This is a genomic window from Pandoraea sp. 64-18 (assembly GCF_001899225.1).
GTDB classification, from domain to species: Bacteria; Pseudomonadota; Gammaproteobacteria; order Burkholderiales; family Burkholderiaceae; genus Pandoraea; species Pandoraea cepalis.
In genome coordinates, this window is sequence record NZ_MKVU01000019.1 from 192,769 (window position 1) to 211,830 (window position 19,062).

15 protein-coding genes are annotated in these 19,062 nt (G+C 63.3%); 8 read left to right on the forward strand and 7 right to left on the reverse strand.

Annotated elements, in window-relative coordinates:
• Positions 1-85: 85 nt before the first annotated feature.
• The 6 genes from BGP02_RS17020 to BGP02_RS17045 form a co-directional block, all read right to left on the reverse strand.
• Positions 86-1,723 (reverse strand): gamma-glutamyltransferase family protein, encoded by a 1,638-nt coding sequence (locus tag BGP02_RS17020; protein WP_261939161.1) that lies wholly within the window; start codon positions 1,721-1,723, stop codon positions 86-88.
• A 77-nt stretch (positions 1,724-1,800) separates the two neighbouring features.
• Entirely contained in the window at positions 1,801-2,724 is a 924-nt protein-coding gene (locus BGP02_RS17025; protein WP_286798887.1) for an ABC transporter permease, read from the reverse strand.
• A 13-nt stretch (positions 2,725-2,737) separates the two neighbouring features.
• Positions 2,738-3,682, reverse strand: coding sequence for an ABC transporter permease (locus tag BGP02_RS17030; RefSeq protein WP_017233210.1), 945 nt, complete (start codon positions 3,680-3,682; stop codon positions 2,738-2,740).
• Positions 3,683-3,722: 40 nt separating this feature from the next.
• Positions 3,723-5,225, reverse strand: coding sequence for an ABC transporter substrate-binding protein (locus BGP02_RS17035; RefSeq protein ID WP_150563250.1), 1,503 nt, complete (start codon positions 5,223-5,225; stop codon positions 3,723-3,725).
• Positions 5,226-5,266: 41 nt separating this feature from the next.
• Positions 5,267-6,364, reverse strand: a complete 1,098-nt coding sequence (locus BGP02_RS17040; RefSeq protein ID WP_286798888.1) for an ABC transporter ATP-binding protein — start codon at positions 6,362-6,364, stop codon at positions 5,267-5,269.
• Positions 6,361-7,386: an ABC transporter ATP-binding protein gene (locus tag BGP02_RS17045; protein WP_425494730.1), complete on the reverse strand. Its 1,026-nt coding sequence runs from the start codon at positions 7,384-7,386 to the stop codon at positions 6,361-6,363. The genes BGP02_RS17040 and BGP02_RS17045 overlap by 4 nt, the downstream gene beginning before the upstream one ends.
• A gap of 152 nt (positions 7,387-7,538) precedes the next feature.
• Here BGP02_RS17045 and BGP02_RS17050 point away from each other — a divergent pair, with 152 nt between their 5' ends.
• Positions 7,539-8,408: a LysR family transcriptional regulator gene (locus BGP02_RS17050; RefSeq protein WP_286798889.1), complete on the forward strand. Its 870-nt coding sequence runs from the start codon at positions 7,539-7,541 to the stop codon at positions 8,406-8,408.
• An 82-nt stretch (positions 8,409-8,490) separates the two neighbouring features.
• Here the strand turns inward: BGP02_RS17050 and BGP02_RS17055 are convergent, their stop codons facing one another.
• On the reverse strand, positions 8,491-9,825 hold the full coding sequence (locus BGP02_RS17055) for an MFS transporter (RefSeq protein WP_026131810.1): 1,335 nt from the start codon (positions 9,823-9,825) through the stop codon (positions 8,491-8,493).
• Between the two features lie 160 nt (positions 9,826-9,985).
• Between BGP02_RS17055 and cyoA the strand changes: the two genes are divergently transcribed.
• From cyoA to BGP02_RS17090, 7 genes are all read left to right on the forward strand, one after another.
• A complete protein-coding gene (gene cyoA, locus BGP02_RS17060; protein ID WP_286798894.1) occupies positions 9,986-11,020 on the forward strand; it encodes a ubiquinol oxidase subunit II in 1,035 nt (344 codons plus the stop codon).
• A gap of 65 nt (positions 11,021-11,085) precedes the next feature.
• A complete protein-coding gene (gene cyoB / locus BGP02_RS17065) occupies positions 11,086-13,077 on the forward strand; it encodes a cytochrome o ubiquinol oxidase subunit I (RefSeq protein ID WP_286798890.1) in 1,992 nt (663 codons plus the stop codon).
• A complete protein-coding gene (cyoC, locus tag BGP02_RS17070) occupies positions 13,070-13,738 on the forward strand; it encodes a cytochrome o ubiquinol oxidase subunit III (RefSeq protein WP_261939165.1) in 669 nt (222 codons plus the stop codon). Before cyoB ends, cyoC begins: the two co-directional genes overlap by 8 nt.
• Positions 13,735-14,142: a cytochrome o ubiquinol oxidase subunit IV gene (gene cyoD, locus BGP02_RS17075; protein WP_017233201.1), complete on the forward strand. Its 408-nt coding sequence runs from the start codon at positions 13,735-13,737 to the stop codon at positions 14,140-14,142. Before cyoC ends, cyoD begins: the two co-directional genes overlap by 4 nt.
• Positions 14,143-14,268: 126 nt before the next feature.
• Positions 14,269-15,000, forward strand: a complete 732-nt coding sequence (locus tag BGP02_RS17080) for an SURF1 family protein (protein WP_353744113.1) — start codon at positions 14,269-14,271, stop codon at positions 14,998-15,000.
• A gap of 582 nt (positions 15,001-15,582) precedes the next feature.
• A complete protein-coding gene (gene ggt, locus BGP02_RS17085; RefSeq protein ID WP_232424580.1) occupies positions 15,583-17,205 on the forward strand; it encodes a gamma-glutamyltransferase in 1,623 nt (540 codons plus the stop codon).
• A 787-nt stretch (positions 17,206-17,992) separates the two neighbouring features.
• Positions 17,993-18,793 carry a serine hydrolase gene (locus BGP02_RS17090; protein ID WP_315973449.1) on the forward strand — a complete coding sequence of 267 codons (801 nt, stop codon included), beginning with the start codon at positions 17,993-17,995 and terminating at the stop codon, positions 18,791-18,793.
• The last annotated feature ends 269 nt before the right edge of the window (positions 18,794-19,062 follow it).

The following is a 19,062-nucleotide window of genomic DNA, read 5'->3' on the forward strand; positions in this document are numbered from 1 at the left end:
CGCAGCGCCGCCCCATAAGAAAACAGCGCCGGTGGCGCGGTGCGATGCACACCGCGCCACCGGCGCTGCGGGACCAACCGCTGGCTCAGTAGCCGGCGGCGAGACCGTCGCGACGACTGTCGCTCGCGGCGACGTAGCCTCGATCCGGATCGTTGCGATCCAGGCGCCAAATGTACTGACCCGAGCCGAAGTCCATGTACGGGTCGTCGATGGACTTCAGGGAGTGCCCCATCGCCACCAGTCCGGCCACCGTCTCGCGGTCAAGCGTCGATTCGATATCGACGGTAAAGTCGCGATTGACCTTCCAGCGCGGTGCGTCGCATGCCGCCTGGGGTTGCTGGCCGTAGTCGATCATCCGCACGATCGATTGCAGATGGCCCTGCGGCTGCATATCGCCGCCCATCACCCCGAAGCTCATCACGGCCTCGTGCTTGCCGTCGACCTTTTGCGTGAGGAACGCCGGAATGATGGTGTGGAACGGTCGTTTACCGCCTTCGACCACGTTGGCCGACTTCGGATCCATGGAGAACCCGCAGCCTCGGTTTTGCAGCGCGATGCCCAGATCGGGCACCACCACGCCGGAACCGAAGCCCATGTAGTTCGACTGGATGAAGCTCACCATCATGCCCTGCTCGTCGGCGGCCGACAGATAGATCGTGCCGCCGGCCTTCGGCATGCCGAAGTCGAAATGCGACGCCCGCTCGGGGTCGATCAGCTTCGCACGCGCGGTGAGGTAGGCGTCGTCGAGCATCTGCTCAGGCGTCACCTCCATCGAGCGGGGATCGGCGACGTATCGGTAGAGATCGGCAAAGGCGAGCTTCATCGCCTCGATCTGCAAGTGTTGCGAATGCACGCGATCGACCGCCAGACGAGACACATCGAACTTCTCCAGAATGCCCAACGCCATGAGCGCGGCAATGCCCTGCCCGTTCGGCGGAATCTCGTGCACCGTATAACCGCGATAATCCTTCTCGATCGGCTTGACCCAATCGGCGCGGTAATTGCGCAGATCGTCGGTCGTCATCGCCCCGCCATGCTCTGCCGACCAGGCGGCGATGCGCTGTGCAATCTCGCCTTCGTAGTACGCGCGCGGCCCCTCCTTCGCGAGCAGGCGCAGCGTGCGCGCATGGCCGGGCATACGGATCATCTCGCTGGTCATCGGCGCACGGCCATGCGGCATGAACGTCTGCGCGTAACCAGGAAGGTCCTTCAGCTCAGGCACCGCCGCCGCCCATTTGCGTGCGACGATATGCGCCACGGCATGTCCGCGCTCGGCGATCTCGATCGCCGGCGCCATCAGATCCGCGAACGGCAGCTTGCCGAACTTCGCATGCAACGCCTCCCAGCCCGCGATCACGCCGGGCACGGTCACGGTGTCGAGACCGCGCGTCGGCTGCTTGGCGATGCCATGCTGCTCACCATATTTCTTGCGGAAGTAATCGATGTTCCACGCGGCCGGCGCCACGCCCGAGGCGTTCAGGCCGTGGAGTTCCTTGCCGTCCCAGACCAGCGCGAAGCAATCGCCGCCCAGGCCGTTGGAGACCGGTTCGACGATTGTCATGCACGCGGCAGCGGCAATCGCGGCGTCGACGGCGTTGCCGCCCTGCCACAGCATGCGCAGCCCGGCCTGGGCGGCCAGCGGATGCGACGTCGACACAATGTTGCGGGCGAACACCGGCAGGCGCGGCGTCGGGTACGGATTCTGCCAATTGAAGTGCGTCATGGGACTGGCTGATGACCTTGGTAACGAATCGTGAAAGTGGCCCACCGGGCGGCGCGGCTGAAGAATCTCGTGCCGCGCTATTGTTCGCGCGGATCGAGCGCGTCGCGCAAACCGTCGCCCAGCAGGTTGAAACCGAGTACCGTCAGGAAAATGGCGATACCGGGGAAAATCGACATCCAGGGCGCCTGCTCGACGAAGTCCTTGGCCGTGTTGAGCATCGAGCCCCACGACGGCGAGGGCGGCAACTGTCCAAGCCCCAGAAACGACAGGCTTGCCTCCGCGATGATCGCGGTCGCCACGGTCAGGCTCGCCTGCACAATGATCGGCGGCAGCACGTTGGGCAGGATATAGCGCACGATGATGCGCGCATCCGTCAGGCCGATGGCGCGCGCGCCTTCCACATACTCCTCCGCCTTGACGGTCAACGCCTGCGCGCGGGCAAGCCGGACGAAACGCGGCATGGCCGACACGCCGATGGCAATCATCGCGTTCGTAAGGCTCGCGCCGAGGAACGCGGCCATCGCAATCGCGAGAATCAGGAACGGGATCGAGAGCAGCGCATCGGCCAGACGCGAGACAATCGCGTCGACCCACCGGCCGAAGTACCCTGCGAGCAAACCCAGCGGCACGCCGACGATCACCGCGATGCCCACCGACACCACCCCCGCCGCGAGCGAGGCGCGCGCACCGAAGACCATGCGGGCGAGCACGTCGCGACCCAGCTCGTCCGTGCCGAACCAGTGCAGCGCGCTCGGCGCCTGCCGCACCGTCATGAAGCTCGTGGCGATCGGATCGTACGGCGACAACCACGGGGCGAACAGCGCGACGATCACGGCGAACGCCACGATGATGGCCCCCACGACCGCCGCCCGGTTACGTGCGAACTTGCGCAGCCCGCGATGGCGGCGGCGCGGCAACCGTTCGGGGCTGGCAACGGCCGCGGCGGGTCGGCCCCCTTCGGCGCTCTGCGATGCAGTGGAAGTCGTAGGCAATGCGGCCATGTTCGAAGAGGTCTCAGGCGCGACGCAGGCGCGGGTTGAGCAAGACGTAAAGCACGTCGGCCAGGAGGTTGAGTGCGATGAAGCTCACGGCGGTCACCAGGACCACGCCTTGTACCACGGCATAGTCACGATTGAACACGGCATCGACGACCAGCTTTCCGAATCCCGGAATCGTGAAGACCTGTTCCGTGAGCACCGCGCCCGCGAGCAGTTCGCCAAAGAGCAGCGCGAGCACCGTCACGATAGGAATCAGCGCATTGCGCAGCGCATGCTTGAGCACCACGGTGCCACGCAACAGACCCTTGGCGCGCGCCGTGCGAATGTAGTCGGTGCGCAGCACGCCAAGCATGGCGCTGCGCGTGTGGCGCATCAACTGAGCCCCCAGCGCCGCGCCGAGCACGAACGCCGGCATGACCATCGTCTTGAAGCTCATCCACAGGTCTTCGGCAGGCGATACGTAACCCGACGACGGCAGCAGGTGCCAACGCACCGAGACCAGAAAGATCAGCAGAATACCGAGCCAGAAGTTGGGGATCGACATGCCGGACAAGGCCAGCACGTTCGCGCCGTAATCGATGGCCTTGCCGCGGTTGGCCGCCGACAGGATGCCCAGTGGGATACCGATCCCGATGGCAATCAGCAATCCGAACATCGCCAGTTGCAGTGTCACGGGCAGCTTCTGCGCGATCAGTGTCGTGACCGGCTCGCCTGTGCGCAGCGAGTTGCCGAGGTCGCCGCGCAGCACGTCGCCGATCCAGAGCGCGTACTGCGTGGGCAGCGGCTTGTCGAGGTGGTACTTCTCGCGCAGCGCGGCGATGACCTGCGGGTTCTGATCCTCGCCGGCCATCGCGAGCACGGGATCGCCGGGCAACATCTTCTGCAGCCCGAAGATCATCATCGACACGATGATGAGCGTGGGTATCGCGACCAGCGCACGATGGAGGACGAGGCGAAGCATGACGGCTCCTGTTTCCCTGGTAATGCCGGGCGGTCCCGGATTATCCCTTGAGGCTCACGCCACGCAGACGAATCAGTCCGTCCGGATAGGCAACGAATCCCTGCACCTTTTTGGTAAGCACATACGGCCACGGCTGCACGTACAGATAAAGGATGGGATTGTCTTCGGACAGGATCTTGTCGGCGGCGTCATAGAGCGGCTTGCGCTCCGCCACGCTGGATTTCACGCGCGCCTCGTTGAGCAGCTTGTCGACATCGGCATTGCAGTACTGCCCGTAGTTCAGGTTGCCCTTGCACGTGACGAACTGATGCAGGTTACCGTCCGGATCCACGCGTCCCGACCAGCCGTTGTAGAGCACGTCGAAGTCGCCGCGATGGGCGGCGTCGAGCGCCGCCGCGTAATCCATCGGCCGCAATTTCAGTTGAATGCCCGCCTCGGCGAGCATCGCCTGCAGCATCTGCGCCATCTGATTGGAGACCGTGTTGTTGCCGAAGCTCAGCGTCACGTCGACCTTCTCGAAGCCCGCCGCTTTCAGCAACGCTTTTGCCTTGGCAACGTCGCGCTTGGTCGTCTTGATCGACGCGTCGTAGTACTGTCCCGAGCGCGGCAATGCCTGATTGGCCGGGGTGAAGATACCGCCGCCGATCACCTTGTTGATGGCGTCGCGATCGATGGCCAGATCGAACGCCTGACGCACGCGCTTGTCGCGCAATGCCTTGGGCGCGTTCGCCGCCACATTGAACGTCAGGCCGTAGTAACCCAACCCGTCGATGGAGACGAACTTCAGGTTGGCATCGCGCTTGACCGAGGCCACATCCGACGGCGCGAGGCGTTCAAGCATGTCGAGCGATCCCGAGCGCACGTTGGCCAGGCGCACCGTGGTGTCGGGAATCGGCAGGAAAACGACCTTCTGGATCGGATACTTGTCCGCTTCCCAGTAGCCCGGGAATTTCTCCAGCACCACACGATCGTTCTGTACACGCTGCACGAACTTGTACGGACCGGAGCACACGGGGTGGGACTGCACGGCGGCATCGTCGCTCAGGGTCTTGGGCGCGAGCATCATGCCCGCGCGATCGGACAGCGTGGCGAGCAGCGCGGAATCCGGCGCTTTGAGCACGATGTTGACGGTGCTGTCGTCCACGGCGTCGACATGATCGATCGACGACAGCTCGCTCTTGCGATTGCTCGCGGGCAGGCTACGCGCGCGGTCCAGATTCGCCTTGACGGCGCGGGCGTTGAACGGCTCGTCGTCGTGGAACTTCACGCCCTGGCGCAGCTTGAATGTCCACGTCTTGCCGTCGGCACTCACACTCCACGAGGTGGCGAGCATCGGCACGAACTTCAGATCGGTACTGATATCGACCAGCGAGCTGCACAGCGAGCGCAGCACCATGCGGTCGACGACCTGCGAACTGCGCGCGGGATCGAGCGAGCCGATGTCCTCCTGCAAGCCGATGCGAAGCGTCGATTGCGCCATCGCGGCGGCTGCGCCGGTCGTCAACGACGCCGCCAGTACAAGATCGAGCAGAACTTTACGCATGCGTGAGATCCCTTGTGGATGTGAGTGGGGAGAAAGTGTTGTTATCTGCCGACGGCCGCATCGGCCTGGGCTTGGCGCGCACGATACAGCGCAAGTCGCGCGCTCAGCGCATCGCTCGGCGCCGCGGCGCGCGCCGGACTGGCCCCAGCGTTCTGAATTTCGCGCCAGAAATGACAGGCGACTTGCCGACCGTCGGGCAACACTTCGTCGACCGGCTTGTGCTCGCGGCACGCGGCGCGCGCATGCGGGCAACGCGGATGGAAGCGGCACCCGGGCGGCGGCGCGGTCGGGCTGGGCAATTCGCCGCCGAGCGGCGCGCGTTCGCGCCGCAAGTGCGGATCGCTCGCGGGGATTGCTTGCAGAAGGGCCTGCGTGTAAGGGTGCAGCGGCGTGTCGAAGAGCGCGTCCGCGCTGGCCAGCTCGACAATCTCCCCGAGGTACATCACCGCCACACGATCACTCATGTGGCGAATCACCGCCAGATCGTGGGCGACCATGATGAGCGTCAGTCCGAAGTCGTGCTTGAGGCGTTCGAGCAGATTGATGACCTGGGCTTGCACGGAAACGTCGAGCGCCGAGACCGGCTCGTCGCCAACGATCACCCGAGGCTCCCCCGCCAAGGCTCGCGCAATGCCGATGCGCTGTCGCTGACCGCCGGAGAACTCATGCGGAAAGCGTTGTGCGTAATCGGGATGCAGGCCGACGGTGCGCAGCAGTTCGGCCACGCGTTCGTCCCGGGCACGCCCACGGGCGAGGCCGTGCAACGCGATCGGTTCGCCGATCAGTCCCCCCACGGTCATGCTCGGATTGAGCGACGCGAACGGGTCCTGGAAGATGATCTGAAGTTCGCGCCGAAGACGCCGCATGGCGCTCGCACCCAACGTCATGATGTCCTCGCCCTGATAGCGCACTTCGCCGCGCGTGGCATCGAGCAAGCGCAACAACAGCCGCCCCAGCGTGGATTTTCCGCAACCGGATTCGCCCACGATTGCGAACGTCTCTCCGGCCTGCACGGAAAATGACACGCCGTTGACCGCATACACCGTGGGCGCACGAGAGAAGCCGACGCGATGACCGCCGAAGTGCTTGGTCAGGTCGCGCACGTCCAACAGCGGGTGCACAGGGGCGGGGGCGTTCATACGGCAACCTCTTCCATCGGGAATGCGGGCGGTGTCAGGGCCTCCACCGGTGCCAGCCAGCAGGCCACGCGATGCTTGCCGGACAACGTACGCTCGACAGGGGCTTCCTGCGTGCAGCGGGCTTCGGCAAACGGACAGCGCGGCGCAAAACGGCAACCGGCAGGCATGCGTTCCGGTGAAGGCACCGCGCCACGGATGGTCGCGAGCGTGCCCTCGCGTTTGCCAATCGACGGAATCGCCCCCATCAGACCGATGGTGTAGGGATGCTGCGGATCATCGAAGATCTCGTTCACCGAGCCGTATTCGACGATGCGCCCCGCGTACATCACCGCGACATCGTCGGCGACTTCGGCGACCACGCCCAGGTCGTGCGTGATGAGCACGACGGCGGTGCCGGTTTCGCGCTGCAAGGTTTGAATGAGCGTGAGTACCTGCGCCTGAATCGTCACGTCGAGCGCGGTGGTCGGTTCGTCGGCAATCAGCAGCGCGGGTCGGTTGGCAAGCGCCATCGCAATCATTACGCGCTGACGCATGCCGCCGGACAGTTCGTGCGGGTAGTTGTCGAGCCGTGTCTCCGGTGCGGGGATGCGCACCCGCTTGAGCATTTCGAGCGCCTCGGCGCGCGCGGCGCGGCGATCCAGACCGCGATGGCGCCGAATGCCCTCCTCGATCTGATGACCGATGGTGAACGACGGGTTCAGCGAGGTCATCGGCTCCTGGAAGATCATCGCGAGACGATTGCCGCGCAGGTCGGCAAAGTCGCGCTCCCCCAACGTCAGCAGATCCCGACCTTCGAACATCGCGCGCCCCGCCACGACATTGGCGGGCGGACTCGGCAACAACCCCATGAGGGCGAGCGACGTCACGCTCTTGCCGCATCCCGATTCGCCGACGATGCACAGCGTCTTGCCGGGATACACGGCAAACGAGACGCCATCGATCAGATTCGGCGCGTCGGGCGCTTTCGAGAACTTCAGCGACAGTCCGGTGACATCAAGCACCGGCCCAGCGTCTGCGGGCATGGTCATGGGCGCGTTGTAGGGGTTATCAATCGTCTTGCCCCGGTTCCGGAAAGCCGGTCGCGAGGGATGTGCGTGACACGATTATGTCTTCCACGCACGCAAAAGAAATATTAATATTTCTTTTTCAAACGTAAATTATTCTTAACCTCTCGATGCTTACGTTGCGCATGTTGAAGACGTTCCGGCTGGTGGCACAAACCGGCTCGTTTGCGGCGGCCGCCGAGCGTGCCGCGCTGACGCAAGCGGCCGTCAGCCTGCAAATGCGCGGTCTCGAAGATGCCGTCGGTCAGCGGCTGTTCGATCGGCGCGGCCGGCAGATCACGCTCACGCGTCAGGGACGTGACTTGTTTCCGCGCGTCGAGCAGATCCTGGCGCTCACCGCCGAGCTGAGCGCCACCTCCGCCGGCACCATGCAGGGCCCGGTCACCATCGGCGCCGTGGTGTCGGTCATTGGCGCACTGTCGATGGCTGTCGCGGAACTCAAGACCGCGCACCCACGGCTCGATGTGCGGCTCACGTCGGCGCGCTCGGACGAACTGACCGATCTCGTCGAGCAGGGCGAGGTCGACATCGCCGCCGTGGTCGCGCGCGCCGACGATGCGCGCGTCGACGGCCTGGTGTGGACGCCCCTCTATACCGAGCCGATGGTCATGGTCGTGAATCGCGACGTCACCGAACCCGCCCCGCAGCGCATTCTGGACGAGCACGCGTTTTTGCGCTTCGACCGGCGCGTTCGCACCGGCATGGTGGTGGAGCAGGCGTTACGCGCGGCGAAGCTCGGCGTGACCGAATACCTGGAGCTGAACTCCATCGAGACGATCGTCGCGCTCGTGCGCAAGAACGTCGGCGTATCGGTGCTGCCGCAACTGCATCGCGGCGATTGGCAGTCCGACCCGTTGTTGCGCATCGTGCCGATTGCCGAGCCGCCCTTGCTGCGCACGGTCGGCATGATTCATCGTGAGCATGACTCACGCACGCACGACATCACGGCCGCCATCGCCGGCATGTTGCACGACGTGTGAGTGGATGCTGCGACGAGGGAAAAACGGCGCGAACACTGTCGCGCCGTGACCGAAAATGAGAAGCCGGTTGCCGCGCATGCGATCAATCGCGCGTCTCGAAGGCCTTGTTGATGCGCAGTGCCAGCAGCGTGCAGACAGTACCGGAGAGCAGATAGGCGCTCACTGCGATCAGCCCGAACTCGGACGACAATCCCAGTGCCACGAGCGGTGCGAAGGCCGCGCCGAACAGCCACGCGAAGTCGGTCGTCAGCGCCGCCCCGGTGTAACGGAAGCGTTGCTCGAAGTTCGACGTCACCGTGCCCGCCGCCTGCCCGTACGACAATCCGAGCAGGGCGAAGCCGACCAGGATGAAAATGTCTTGCTGCGTCGAGCCGCCGCCCATCAGGAACGGCGCGAAGAGTGCGAATATGCCGATAAAGATGGCGAAGAGGCCCAGCGTGGTGCGTCGGCCGATGCGGTCGGCAATGCGCCCGGAAATGACCGTGCACACGATGGCGATCGCCGCGCCGCACAGTTGCACGATCAGCACATTGTTCAGATCCTGGCTGTTTTTCAGCGCGATCCACGACAGCGGGAACACCGTCACCAGGTGAAAGAGCGCATAGCTCGCGAGTGCGGCGAAGGCGCCGAGAAAGATGTTGTAGCCCTGCGAGCGCACCATTTCGCGCGTGCTGATCGGCTCCAGTTGGCCCTCTTCAAGCATCTCCGTATATTCGTGCGTCACCACCAGACGCAGCCGGGCAAACAGCGCGACCACGTTCACGGCGAACGCCACATAGAACGGATAACGCCACCCCCACGTGAGGAAGTCGTCGGACTCGAGGCTCGAGTGCAGGAACAGGAACAGCGAGGCCGCGATGATGAAGCCGATCGGCGCGCCCAGTTGCCCCATCATCGAATACCAGCCGCGCCGCTGCGGTGGGGCATTCATCGCGAGCAGCGACGGCAGCCCATCCCACGAACCGCCGAAGCCGATGCCCTGCACGAGCCGGAAGAACGCGAGCAGCCAGATGGCGCGGTCCCCCAGTACCGCATAGCCCGGCAGGAACGCCATGCCGGCTGTCGCCGTGCCGAGCACGAACAGCGCGGCGGTGAGCTTGACGCTGCGCCCCCAGCGGCGCTGCGCGTTCATGAACAGCGCGGTACCGAACGGGCGCGAAATAAACGCGAGGGAGAAGATCGCGAACGCGTACAACAAGCCATGCAGGCTGTCAGCGAACGGGAAGAAAACATGGGGGAAGACGAGGACGGCGGCAATGCCGAACACGAAGAAGTCGAAGTACTCGGAGGTGCGTCCGACCACCACGCCGACCGCGATTTCCTCGGGCGCAATGCGCGACTTGCTCCCGTGATCGTGCGCTGTCGATGCGGCAGTCACGCCGGGCGGCGTCGGCGATTGATGAGCACTGCTTGACATTATCGGACCCCCTTGCGGATCGGGATGACCATGACACTCGTGCCAGAAGAGCATCGCAGGTATCGCGAATCGACGCCATAGGGTTTACCCTAAATTGCCGCATCATGGAGGGCAGTCCATGATGAACCCGGTCTACGGCTACGGTTCCATCGATCGCAGCATGACTTCCCCCAAGTGCCTTCGCGGGGTATTTTTGCTCCCCGCCACCGCGTTGCTGTCCGGTTGCAATACCGTATTGATGTCGCCCTCGGGCGATCTTGCGGTAAGGCAGCGGGACATCATCATCATTTCCACTGTCCTGATGTTGCTGATCATCGTTCCGGTGATCGTGCTGACACTGGTCTTCGCATGGCGTTACCGAGCGTCGAACAAGCGTGCCATTTACACGCCCGAATGGGATCACTCGACGCTGCTCGAACTGCTGATCTGGGCCGCGCCGCTGCTGATCATCATCGCGTTGGGCGCGCTCACCTGGGTCAGCACGCACAAGCTGGACCCCTACCGGCCGCTTGAGCGCATCGACGCCAAACGCGAGATCCCCCCCGACACGCGCCCCCTCACGGTGCAAGTGGTCGCCATGGACTGGAAGTGGTTGTTCTTCTATCCCGATCTGGGCATTGCGACCGTCAACGAACTGGCCGCCCCCGTCGATCGGCCGATCCGATTCGAAATCACATCGACGACGATGATGAATTCGTTCTTCGTGCCCGCCCTGGCCGGACAGATCTACGCGATGCCGGGCATGGAAACGAAGCTGCATGCGGTCATCAACAAGCCCGGGATCTATGACGGCTTCTCCGCGAACTTCAGCGGCGCGGGCTTCTCGGGCATGCGCTTCAAATTTCACGGACTGTCGGCAGACGGTTTCGACGCGTGGGTCAAACAGGTCAAGGCGCGCGGCGACAACCTCACGCGCGACAAGTACGAGGCCCTCGCCCAGCCGAGCGAATGGGTGCCCGTCCACTACTACGGCGACGTGGCGCCCAATCTTTATGACGCGATTCTGAACCGCTGCGTGCAACCCGGGCAGACCTGTCTGAAGGACATGATGGATCAGCCCAATCATCCGCGCGCCAGCCGGGCGCGCACAGGCACGTCCGAGTCGTTGCTCGCCGACGCGATGTGCACGGCGCAAAACACCGTGCAGTTCGCGTCCGACACTCGGCACGCCCCCGGCGAGAGACTTACGCAGTGACGCATACCGCGCCCAACCGTCGACAATGATGCGCCTTGTGCGCGATTGATCCCAGGCTCGAGCTTATGGACATCGTCAAGTTGATCTTCGGCCGCCTCACGCTCGAGGCGATCCCGTACCACGAACCGATTCTCGTTGCGACCTTTGCCGGGGTAGCGTTCGGAGGCATCGTCGTACTGGGCGCCATCACCTACTTCAAGTTGTGGGGATACTTGTGGCGCGAGTGGTTCACGAGCATCGATCACAAGAAGATCGGCATCATGTATGTGATCCTGAGCATCGTCATGCTGTTGCGCGGCTTTGCCGACGCCGCGATGATGCGCATGCAGCAGGCGATCTCGTTTGGCGACAACATGGGGTATCTGCCGCCGCACCACTACGATCAGATCTTCACCGCGCACGGCGTGATCATGATCTTCTTCGTGGCAATGCCGCTGGTGACTGGCCTCATGAACTTCGTGGTGCCGCTGCAGATCGGCGCGCGCGACGTGGCGTTCCCGTTCCTCAACAACTTCAGCTTCTGGATGACGACCAGCGGGGCCATGCTCGTAATGCTCTCGCTCTTCGTCGGCGAATTCGCAGGCACTGGGTGGCTGGCTTACCCGCCGTTATCGGGCATCCTGCAGAGCCCTAACGTCGGGGTCGATTACTACATCTGGGCACTGCAGATCGCCGGGATCGGCACCCTGCTCTCGGGGATCAATCTGCTCGTGACCATCGTGAAGATGCGCGCCCCCGGCATGACGATGATGCGCATGCCGGTCTTCACATGGACCTCGCTGTGCACGAATGTGCTGATCGTGGCTGCCTTCCCGGTGCTGACTGCCGTGCTCGCCCTGCTGGCGCTGGATCGCTACGCCGGCACCAACTTCTTCACGAACGATCTCGGCGGCAACGCCATGATGTACGTGAACCTGATCTGGATCTGGGGCCACCCCGAGGTCTACATTCTCGTGCTGCCCGTGTTCGGCGTGTTCTCCGAGGTGGTCGCCACCTTCTCCGGCAAGCGCTTGTTCGGCTATGCGTCGATGGTCTATGCGACGGTCGTGATTACGGTGCTGTCGTACCTCGTGTGGCTGCACCATTTCTTCACGATGGGCTCCGGCGCGAGTGTGAACTCGTTTTTCGGCATCACGACGATGATCATCTCGATACCGACCGGCGCGAAGATTTTCAACTGGCTGTTCACCATGTATCGCGGGCGCATCCACTTCGAAGTGCCGATGCTGTGGACCGTCGGTTTCATGGTGACGTTCGTCATCGGCGGCATGACCGGCGTGTTGCTCGCCGTACCGCCGGCCGACTTCTCGCTGCATAACGGCCTGTTCCTGATCGCTCACTTCCACAACGTGATCATCGGCGGCGTGATCTTCGGGGTCATGGCGGCAATCACCTACTGGTTCCCCAAGGCCTTCGGCTACCGGCTCGATCCGTTCTGGGGCAAGTGCTCGTTCTGGTTCTGGTTCATCGGCTTCTACGTCGCCTTCATGCCGCTGTACCTGCTGGGCCTGATGGGCGTGACCCGTCGCGTGAGCCACTTCGACGACATGTCGCTGCAAATCTGGTTCCAGATCGCCGCCGTGGGGGCACTGCTCATCGCCATCGGCATTGGATGCTTCATCGTCCAGCTCGTCGTGAGCTTCATCCGCCGCGAGCAACTGCGCGACGACACGGGCGACCCGTGGAATGGCCGCACACTGGAATGGTCGACGTCGTCCCCCCCGCCGGCCTACAACTTCGCCTTCACGCCGATCATTCACGACAACGACGCCTGGTGGCAGATGAAGCAGCACGGCTTCAAGCGTCCGGAGCACGACTTCATTCCGATCCACATGCCGAAGAACACGGGCGCGGGCATCATCCTCGCGGGGCTTGCGACGGTATGCGGCTTCGGGCTCATCTGGCACATGTGGCTGGTGGTGATCGTGGCGTTCGTGGCGCTGCTGGCGACCGCCATCGGCCACACGTTCAACTACCACCGCGAGTACTACATCCCGGCCGATCAGGTCGAACAAACGGAGGCAGCGCGCACGCGCCTGCTCGCGCAGCATGTCTGATACGACGGCACCCTTCCCGGCCGGTGGCGCCCCGCTCGGGGCCCACACGCCCAGCGCGCCGCACGACGGCGAGTTGAAGTTCATGATGACGAGCGACTACCACCCGCCCAACGGGACGCTGCTCGGCTTCTGGGTCTACCTGATGAGCGACTGTCTCGTCTTCGCCTGCCTGTTTGCGGCGTATGGCGTACTCGGGCGCAACTACGCAGGCGGGCCGACCGGTGCGGAGTTGTTCGAACTGCCGCTCGTGGCGTTGAATACGACCTTCCTGCTGCTCTCGTCGATCACCTATGGCTTTGCGATGATCGAGATGCAGCGGCGACGCCAGGGCGCGGTGCTAGGCTGGCTCGCGGTCACCGGCGTTCTCGGTGCGGCGTTTCTCTCGCTGGAACTCTACGAGTTCGCGAACCTCATTCACGAGGGGGCGGGGCCCTGGCGCAGCGCGTTCCTGTCTTCGTTCTTCACGCTGGTGAGCACCCACGGGCTGCACGTCACGTTCGGCATCGTCTGGCTCATCACCTTGATGGTGCAGGTCGGCAAGCATGGCCTCACCGCGCCCAACCGCCGCCGGCTCATGTGCCTGTCAATGTTCTGGCACTTTCTCGACGTGGTGTGGATCGGCGTCTTCACGTTTGTCTATCTGATGGGAGTGCTGCCGTGAGCACCCACGACTCGACCCTGCACAATGCCGACGGGCACGGCCACGATCACGATCACGACCATGGCGACGAAGGACCGCACAGCACCCTGCGCGGGTATGCGACCGGCTTCATCCTGTCGGTCATTCTCACCGCCATTCCCTTCTGGTTCGTGATGGGCGGTGTATTCGAGAAATCGAGTACCACCGCGATCATGATCCTGTTCCTGGGCGCCATTCAGATCGTCGTGCATATGATCTACTTCCTGCACATGAACGGGCGCTCCGAAGGCGGCTGGAACCTGTTGTCGTTGATTTTCACGATCGTGCTGGTCGTGATCACGCTGTCGGGTTCGCTATGGGTGATGTATCACCTGAACCAGAACATGATGGCGGGTATGATGCAGGATACGAAAAACCTCCCTTGAACGGCACTTCCCTTGAGCAGCAATCGACTTCATGACTCGGGGGGCGCACAGCGTCCCCCGCGCACTTCCGGCGCGCCCGCCCGCCCGTCTCCCCTTCGACTGATCATCCTTGGCGTTATCACGTTGGTGCTGGTCAGCGTCTTCGTCTCGCTCGGGACCTGGCAGCTTCATCGCCGCGCCTGGAAGCTCGATCTGATCGAGCGTGTGAATTCGCGCGTGCATGCGCCGCCCACCCCGGCGCCCTTGCGTGGCCAGTGGGCCTCGGTCAACGCGGCCGCGGATGAGTATCGCCACGTCTCGCTCAGCGGCACGTACCAGTTCGACAAGGACACGCTCGTGCAAGCCGTCACCGATCTGGGCGGCGGGTTCTGGGTGCTCACGCCGTTGCGCACAGCAGATGGCGGCGAAGTGCTGATCAACCGCGGCTTTGTTCCGCCGGGCTGGAAGGAATCCGTGCCGGCCGTCCCGGCGGGTGAGGTCACCGTCACCGGTCTGCTGCGCATGCCCGAGCCGGGCGGCGGATTCCTTCGCAAGAATGCGCCGTCGGAGAACCTCTGGTACTCGCGCGACGTCGCGGCCATTGCGACCGCGCGCGGACTAACGAGCGCCGACGTGGCGCCCTTCTTCGTCGATGCCGACGGCAAGCCGGGCGCAGATGCAAGCCGCGCGCTCGTCAGCGGCGATGCTGAAGCCGTCACCGGCCGGGCACCGGCACTCGACTACCCCGTGGGCGGGCTCACCGTGGTGCAGTTCCCGAACAACCATATGAGCTATCTGCTGACGTGGTACGCGCTGGCGATCATGTCGGCCGTGGCCGGCGGGTTCGTCATCCGACTCGAACTCCGTAAGGGCGGCTAGTCGAAGGCCCTGCGGCCGCGACGCGGTCTCGTGTCGCATCCTTCCGAAATCGCGTTCACGACAACGTGGTGACAGCGCAACAGCTGCCTGGCGGAACCTCATCGTTTCAACCGGTTCCGCCTGCCGATCTGCCTCGATTCCCGCAGCGACCGCCCATCCACATCTGACCCCATATAGCAACAAGCGCTTGTCGGCAATGACAAGCGGGCACTTCCGCGGAATGTCCAGAGCCACTCGATCTCGCAATGTGGCCCGTCACGCGGACGTGTGAGACATCATTCCCTAATTAGCCGATATGCGTTAACGTTCCATGGTCGACGGAACTGTTACGCATGCCGAAACAGAGGCAGCACAGACGTCGCCCCGCAACCGTGCCAGCCTCAGGTGCGCCGCGCGGGCGAGCTGCTGGTCGTGCGTCCGTCGCCAGCGAAGTTGAAATTTCCCCCTATCTCGCTCAAACAAGAACATTTAAAGACGATGAAAAATCCAACCTTATCCAAAGCGTTTTTGGCGACAGCGCTGAGCTGTGCGTTGTTCAACGTTCACGCGGCCTCGCAGGCACCGGTCGGTGCCGAGAACGGCATGGTGGTCACCGCCCAGCACCTGGCGTCGAAAGTCGGCGTGGACGTGCTCAAGGCCGGTGGCAATGCCGTCGACGCGGCCGTGGCCGTGGGATATGCGCTCGCCGTGGTATATCCGGCAGCCGGGAATCTCGGCGGCGGCGGTTTCATGACGATCCAGCTTGCGGACGGCCGCAAGACCTTCCTCGATTTCCGCGAGAAGGCCCCGCTGGCCGCGACGGCTAACATGTATCTCGACAAAGACGGCAACGTCATCAAGGGTGCCTCGACCACGGGCTATCAGGCAGTGGGCGTACCCGGCTCCGTGTCGGGCATGGAATACGCCCGTGAAAAGTATGGCACCAAGACTCGTGCGCAACTGATCGCGCCCGCCGTCACGCTGGCGGAAAAGGGCTTCGTGCTCGATCAGGGCGACGTCGACATGCTTTGGACGGCGACCAAGAATTTCGAGAGCGACCGCGCCAATTCGGGCGCCATCTTCCTGAACAAGGGCCAGCCGTTCCAGCCAGGCGAACGCCTTGTGCAGAAGGATCTTGCACGTACGTTGAAGCTGATCAGCGCGAAGGGTACCGACGGTTTCTACAAGGGAGAGGTCGCCAACAAGCTGGTGGCGTCGATGAAGGCGGGGGGCGGCATCATCACCCAGGCCGATCTCGATCAGTACAAGACGCGCGAACTGGCGCCGGTCGAGTGCGACTATCGCGGCTATCACGTGGTCTCTGCCCCGCCGCCCAGCTCGGGCGGCGTGGTGATCTGCGAGATCATGAATATCCTCGAAGGCTACCCGATGACCGAGCTGGGGTATCACTCGGCGCAGGGGGTGCATTACACCATCGAGGCGATGCGCCACGCGTACGTCGACCGCAACAGCTATCTGGGCGATCCCGATTTCGTGAAGAACCCGATTGCCCACCTGCTCGACAAGCAATACGCGGCCAAGATTCGCGCGGCCATCAACCCGCAGAAGGCGGGTATCTCACAGGAGATCAAGCCGGGGGTGGCGCCGCATGAAGGCAGCAACACCACGCACTACTCGATCATCGACCGCGACGGCAATGCCGTGTCGGTCACCTACACGCTCAACGACTGGTTTGGCGCAAAGGTGATGGCCAATGGCACGGGCGTCATGCTCAACGATGAAATGGACGACTTTACCGCCAAGGTGGGCGTGCCGAATCTCTATGGGCTGATCCAGGGTGAAGCGAACGCCATCGGCCCGGGTCGTCGTCCGCTGTCGTCGATGAGCCCGACCATCGTCACGAAGGATGGCAAGCCGGTCATGGTCGTTGGCACGCCGGGCGGTAGCCGCATCATCACGGCCACCCTGCTCACGATGCTCAACGTCATCGACTACGGCATGAATCTGCAAGAAGCCGTGGACGCCCCGCGCTTCCACCAGCAGTGGATGCCGGAGGCGACCAACATCGAGCGGTTCGCCCTGAGCCCCGACACGCAGAAAATCCTCGAAAGTTGGGGTCAGAAGTTTGCCGGCCCGCAACCGGCGAACCACGTCGCCGCCATTCTCGTGGGCGCGCCGTCGCTGGGCGGCAAACCGATCGGGAAGAACCGCTACTATGGCGCGAACGATCCGCGTCGCAACACGGGACTCGCGCTCGGTTATTGATTGAGGGCGTGTGATCCAAACGACATTGGGATCGAAGGAATTGATGGGGCCGCGCGAGCGGCCCCATTTTTTATGGATGCCGTCTGCGAACGTGTGTGTCGCAGCGCCTTCGTACCCCGAGAGTTAGACATCTGTAACATTTTGTAATGCGTCGTTTGAACGCTCAGGAACTCCTCGCGCGCGTAACGTCCAACAGGTTTCCCGTGTATTTCGCCTGCATCGCGTGCGGTGGCTGCTGCCGCGAGTTGCCTTGTTGTGTGCACATGTCGACCGTATCTTCTGACTATGGAACCGCGTGAAGATGTCTGCCCTGTGGTACCCATTGTTTAGCTCGTCGTTGCCTCGTCTTCGTCGCCTCCCTCGCCGCCCTCGTCTCTCCCGGTTCCCTCGTCTGACGCCACGCATCGTCGCGCTCGCTCGCCTGGCGCTCTTTGGCTTGACGCTGCTCGTTGCCGGGATGCCAGTCAGCGATGCGCTCGCGGTGACCAGCCATCATTCGGGTCATGGCAAGCGCCACCTCCAACCGGCGAAGCACAAAAAGATGGCAGCAAAGACGACGTCGAAGCCCGCGCGTCGGAAAGCAACGGCTGCGCGTGCGCCGCACCATCGATCGGCACATCATCGGGCAAAGACCCATGCAGGCCGTAAAGCGGCGAAACCTGCGCGTCGGGCGCAGACGACGGTGAAGCATCGGGCTAATGCTACGCGGCAGCATGCGACGCCGAAAGTGTCGAGAGCAGCGGGAGCGGTGCGCACTGCTGGCGCGGTAACGAACGCGACCGCGCGCGTGCACACTGCTGCCAAACCACGCCTGCTCGCACGGTGCGGCTTCACGCCGGCATCACGCAAGCGGCTTTTCTCGCGCGCCGTTTATATTGTCGACGAGAATACCAAAACGCCGCTCTTCTCCCTCAACGCCAATCAAGTGCGCCCGATCGCCTCGCTGTCGAAGCTGATGACGGCAGTCGTCTGGCTCGATAGTGGACCGGCCATGCGTGCCCCCCTCACGGTCACGAATGCGGATCTCGATACGCTCAAGTTCAGCCATTCACGTCTGGCGGTAGGCTCGACGCTTTCGCGCGCCGACATGCTCCACATCTCGTTGATGGCGTCGGAAAACCGTGCTGCTGCCGCATTGAGCCGCGACTATCCGGGTGGACGTCCAGCCTTCATCTCCGCCATGAATCGCAAGGCACGCGCCTTGAACATGCCCAACACGCGTTTCGCGAACTCGACCGGGCTATCACCGAACAATGTATCGACGGCGCGCGAACTGGCGCGTCTGGTACGGGCGTCGAACGCGTATCCGCTGATCCGTCGCTATTCGATTGATCATCAGCAACGGGTGAATACGGGCAAGGGACAGTTGCAGTACGTCAATACGAACCGTCTGGTGCGCTACGGGAAAGTGGATGCAAGCGTCCAGAAGACCGGCTTCATTAACGAATCGGGGCATAACATGGTGATGCGCGTGCTTGTGCACAAACGGCGTCCCGTAATCGTGACGATGCTTGGCAGCGACACGCCGGAAGGCTCCCGCCTCGATGGCGTGCGCATCGCCCATTGGTTGTCGTGCTCGTTGCGATGACGCGCGGCACGGGGCGTGTGAAGGCGCACGCTTCAACGGCGCACGTATCGCTCATTGGTTGTCGTACTCGTTGCGACGACGCGCGGCACGCGCGTGTGAAGGCGCCCCGCCTCAACGACGTCACTGTCTATCGGTTGTCATGCTCGTTGCGAGGACGCGCGTGTGATGACTGGCGCGGTTGGCATATCTAAGTGAGACGGCACCTTTGACCTGTCCGGGAAATTTCGTACCAAAGGAATCTAGAGATAATGGCTCCTCAGCTCAGACGA

Bases quoted from the DNA above. Each gene is read 5' to 3' on its own strand.
- BGP02_RS17055 (WP_026131810.1), bottom strand. From the start codon at position 9,825: ATGTCAAGCAGTGCTCATCAATCGCCGACGCCGCCCGGCGTGACTGCC.
- BGP02_RS17035 (WP_150563250.1), bottom strand. From the start codon at position 5,225: ATGCGTAAAGTTCTGCTCGATCTTGTACTGGCGGCGTCGTTGACGACC.
- cyoA (WP_286798894.1), top strand. From the start codon at position 9,986: ATGACTTCCCCCAAGTGCCTTCGCGGGGTATTTTTGCTCCCCGCCACC.
- BGP02_RS17045 (WP_425494730.1), bottom strand. From the start codon at position 7,386: ATGCCCGCAGACGCTGGGCCGGTGCTTGATGTCACCGGACTGTCGCTG.
- BGP02_RS17030 (WP_017233210.1), bottom strand. From the start codon at position 3,682: ATGCTTCGCCTCGTCCTCCATCGTGCGCTGGTCGCGATACCCACGCTC.
- BGP02_RS17020 (WP_261939161.1), bottom strand. From the start codon at position 1,723: ATGACGCACTTCAATTGGCAGAATCCGTACCCGACGCCGCGCCTGCCG.
- cyoC (WP_261939165.1), top strand. From the start codon at position 13,070: ATGTCTGATACGACGGCACCCTTCCCGGCCGGTGGCGCCCCGCTCGGG.
- BGP02_RS17025 (WP_286798887.1), bottom strand. From the start codon at position 2,724: ATGGCCGCATTGCCTACGACTTCCACTGCATCGCAGAGCGCCGAAGGG.
- BGP02_RS17050 (WP_286798889.1), top strand. From the start codon at position 7,539: ATGCTTACGTTGCGCATGTTGAAGACGTTCCGGCTGGTGGCACAAACC.
- cyoB (WP_286798890.1), top strand. From the start codon at position 11,086: ATGGACATCGTCAAGTTGATCTTCGGCCGCCTCACGCTCGAGGCGATC.
- BGP02_RS17040 (WP_286798888.1), bottom strand. From the start codon at position 6,364: ATGAACGCCCCCGCCCCTGTGCACCCGCTGTTGGACGTGCGCGACCTG.
- ggt (WP_232424580.1), top strand. From the start codon at position 15,583: ATGGTGGTCACCGCCCAGCACCTGGCGTCGAAAGTCGGCGTGGACGTG.